The following is a 3247-nucleotide window of genomic DNA, read 5'->3' on the forward strand; positions in this document are numbered from 1 at the left end:
CGGGTTGATCGTACGACGATGGTGCCACCTCGCCGCTCCCCCGCATAGCTTCTCATGCATCAGAGCACTCAACAGCAAAAGGTGCGGGGAAATTCGCGCTTACCGTTGCCGGACCAAGCGACAAGGATCATCCTCGCCGGCATCGAGCTGGTTCTTTGAATTGGACCCGCTCCGCGAACTCCTTGCCCGCCTTGATGTCGGCTTCTCGGCGTCGGTGTTACGCTGCTTCGGCGCCGCCACGATCGTTGCGTCGACGATCTGGCCGCCCATCGCCAGCTAGCCGGCCTTGCCGAGGTGCAGACGAAATTGAGCAGAATATGTCCGAAATCGCGCGGTGGGTTCAACCGGTCACTGCAACACCTTCTGTAGCCTATCGGCCGGCGTTTCGAAGTCCAGGATTTTTCGGGGGCGCTGATTGAGCCGCAGGGCGACGCCGTCGAGTTGGGCCTGCGAGACCTGCGAGAAGTTGGTTGTTCTCGGGAAGTACTGCCTGAGCAGACCGTTGGTATTTTCGTTGCTGCCGCGTTGCCAGGGACTGCGCGGGTCGCAGAAGTAGACCTGTAGATCGGTTGCGACGGTGAAGCTCTTATGACGAGCCATCTCTTTGGCCTGGTCCCATGTCAACGAGCGCCGCAGCTCTTGGGGCAAAGTGCCGATCTTCTCGGCGAGGGCCGCCACGACGGTCGCCGAGTCCCTTCTCGCCAACTTCACAAGCATCGTGAACCGGCTGTGTCGCTCGACGAGGGTGACGATGTTTGTGTCGTTCGCTCCGGTGAGCAGATCACCCTCCCAATGGCCTGGATGGCACGATCCTCCGCCTCTGCGGGACGCCCGCACACGGAATTCCTGACAGTCCCGCCCGCTCGGTCAGAGCCTTCTTGAGCGAATCCAGCAGGCCACTACTCGACCAGATTGGCGGTCCGATCGGACAGTTTACTGCTGACGGCGCCTATGACGGAAAACCGACTTACGACGCAGTCATCGATCACAGCGCTGCCGCCGCAATCGTCATTCCGCCTCGTGTCAACGCGGTCGAACCATTCGACGATAGACCTGCCGGCCAAAGGGACCAGCATATCGCCGCAATCGGCAGAGACGGCCGGATGAAATGGCAGGTCTCCAACGGTTATGGACAAACGCTCGCTGGTCGAGACCGCCATAGGGCGATACAAGTCCACCATCGGGCGGCGTTTGCGGGCACGGTCGCTTCCAGTTCAGCAGACCGAAGTCGCCATCGGCTGCGCCGTCCTCAACCGCATGCTTGCCTGCGCACGCCCGAAATCGCCCGCCGCAAGGCGGCCACGGCATAGTCTGCCGCTTCAAAGATCGACATCCCCTCAAGTCCGGACCCATGCACCAACGCCCTACGGCACCCCTGGTTGGTCTGGAAATCGGAAATAGAGCCAGACCGCGTGAGCAATGATCATCGGCGGGAAGCGGTGGCGATTGGCGCTAACGGGCGAAGCGATCATACCGTCGTTCCATGATCCAAAAGCTGACCGGCAGTCAACGTGGCATCGCCAGTCCTTTGGGAAGCATCACCATGTCCGGATCGAATGATTGAATATGAATTGCGCATGACGGCGGCGCGACCGATAGGCGCTAGAGCACTTCCTTGATCCGCGACCGGAGAGACCGCTATGGACGATACTGGCCGGGCATGGCCCTACGATGCTCCCGAACAAAGTGATCCCAACGCCGACGTATACCCTTGGGTCGCGAGTTTGACAGGGATAGGGGGGACAACGGACGATTACATGCGGCAGTACCGTGCGCAGCAACAGGGCCTGGAGCGGCAGCTGAGCGAGTTGAACCTAGGCGGCTCCGCTGCTGATCCAGACAGTGGTGCGATTCGGCGCACGTCCATGGGTGGCTCGATGCGGATGCCGCGGCAGCCTTCCCTGCGGGACAACCAGATCAGCAGCGCGCGCCACAGCATAGACGCCTCTTACGCAGCCTCGAGCCACTCGCGGTCCAGGCATTCGACCGCCTCGTCGGAGGCTTATTCCTCTTTCTCGGAGGAGCCGGCAATCACCCCGCCGCCGAAAAAAAGCGGGGGATTGAGATCGTTGCTGAAGGCAGTGAAGAAGGCCTTCGTTCCAAGCAGCGGCAAGCAGTCGTCGAAGGACGGGATGCACCAGCCGGAGGTTGTCAAGACGACGTATCGCGCCGATTATGCCAAGCGCGGCCGCCCGGCCGCAGAGGACCAGACGATCATCCCCGACGAGGACGAGACGATCATTACTGATTTCATCGCCAGGGCCCCCGGCCTTGGCGTTAAGACTGTCCGGCCACACGCAACGAGTCTGCGCAAATTCAGCGCATGGCTTCAGACGCAGCCCGAGGGCCGGACACTGGCCGGCCTGCTTGACGCTCCTGGCAACCCTGACGACCCCAATGGGTTGACTGGTCGCGCGAACGCCTTTGCGCATGAGGCTGGCGTCCTGGTCAGCGCTGCATTGGTGGCGGTCCAGCAGGTCCGCACCGGGAACCTTCCGCATCCCCGACGCCGCAGCACTGGTGACGAGCACCTCATCTCCCAGGTCACGAAGGTGATGCACGACGCCAGGGAAAGGAATCCTGACGTCGCTCAATCCAATACCGTCGTGAACTGGGTATCCGCCCTGCGAAAGTTCAGCGTCTGGCTTCAGGAACAGCCCAGGAACCTGACGGTGGCCAGCCTCGTTGATGACCCTGGTGCGTTGAATGCCCGTGCGGAGCAGTTTGTGAACGAGCGTGGCGACCGACGTGTCAACAGCTCCTTGAAGAGCGCTGTGGAGGTCCTGCTGGATTGGCGCGCCGGAATCGACCCAAGTCGTCGCACGCCGCGCCCGATTCCTTATGCCGACGACGCTCGCCTCATCGAGGGCCTGCTCAACCAGGAGTTGGCCAGCCTTGGGCCTGAGTCGACGTCGAAAGAGAGGATCCAGGTGATCACTAGCCGTCGACGCAGGTTCAGTGATTGGCTCAGAAGGCAGGGAAAGGCGAGCATAGCGAGCCGAGTCAACGGCAATCAGGAGCAGACACAAGGGTTGAAGGATGATATTCGGGCATTTACGGTAGTCTGTGGATATAGGTCGAACCTCCGTTTAAACGACCTTCGGAAGTACCAGCAAGTCGTTGAGGCGAACGCTGCGTGGGGAATGCAGCCACCGCAGCAATCTGGCCAGTCTCCAGTGGAAGGTTACGATCAGGATCAGTTGTGGGATGAGCTGCCCGACCGCGAACGGCAGGGGCCTGCGGAAAG

Annotated in this window: 4 pseudogenes; 2 read left to right on the forward strand and 2 right to left on the reverse strand. The window is 61.2% G+C overall.

Features of this window, described 5'->3' with window-relative positions:
- Positions 1 to 340 precede the first annotated feature (340 nt).
- Positions 341 to 842: pseudogene (locus NKH05_RS32720) on the reverse strand (IS30 family transposase); the annotation flags it as partial.
- A gap of 54 nt (positions 843 to 896) precedes the next feature.
- On the opposite strand from NKH05_RS32720, the pseudogene NKH05_RS32725 reads away from it, so the two are divergent.
- Positions 897 to 1284: pseudogene (locus NKH05_RS32725) on the forward strand (transposase); the annotation flags it as partial.
- A gap of 101 nt (positions 1285 to 1385) precedes the next feature.
- Here the strand turns inward: NKH05_RS32725 and NKH05_RS32730 are convergent.
- Positions 1386 to 1472, reverse strand: a pseudogene (locus NKH05_RS32730) (IS6 family transposase); the annotation flags it as partial.
- Positions 1473 to 1757: 285 nt separating this feature from the next.
- On the opposite strand from NKH05_RS32730, the pseudogene NKH05_RS32735 reads away from it, so the two are divergent.
- Positions 1758 to 3247, forward strand: a pseudogene (locus NKH05_RS32735) (hypothetical protein); the annotation flags it as partial.

Source organism: Mesorhizobium sp. M1399 (genome assembly GCF_040317735.1).
Taxonomy (GTDB): Bacteria; Pseudomonadota; Alphaproteobacteria; order Rhizobiales; family Rhizobiaceae; genus Mesorhizobium.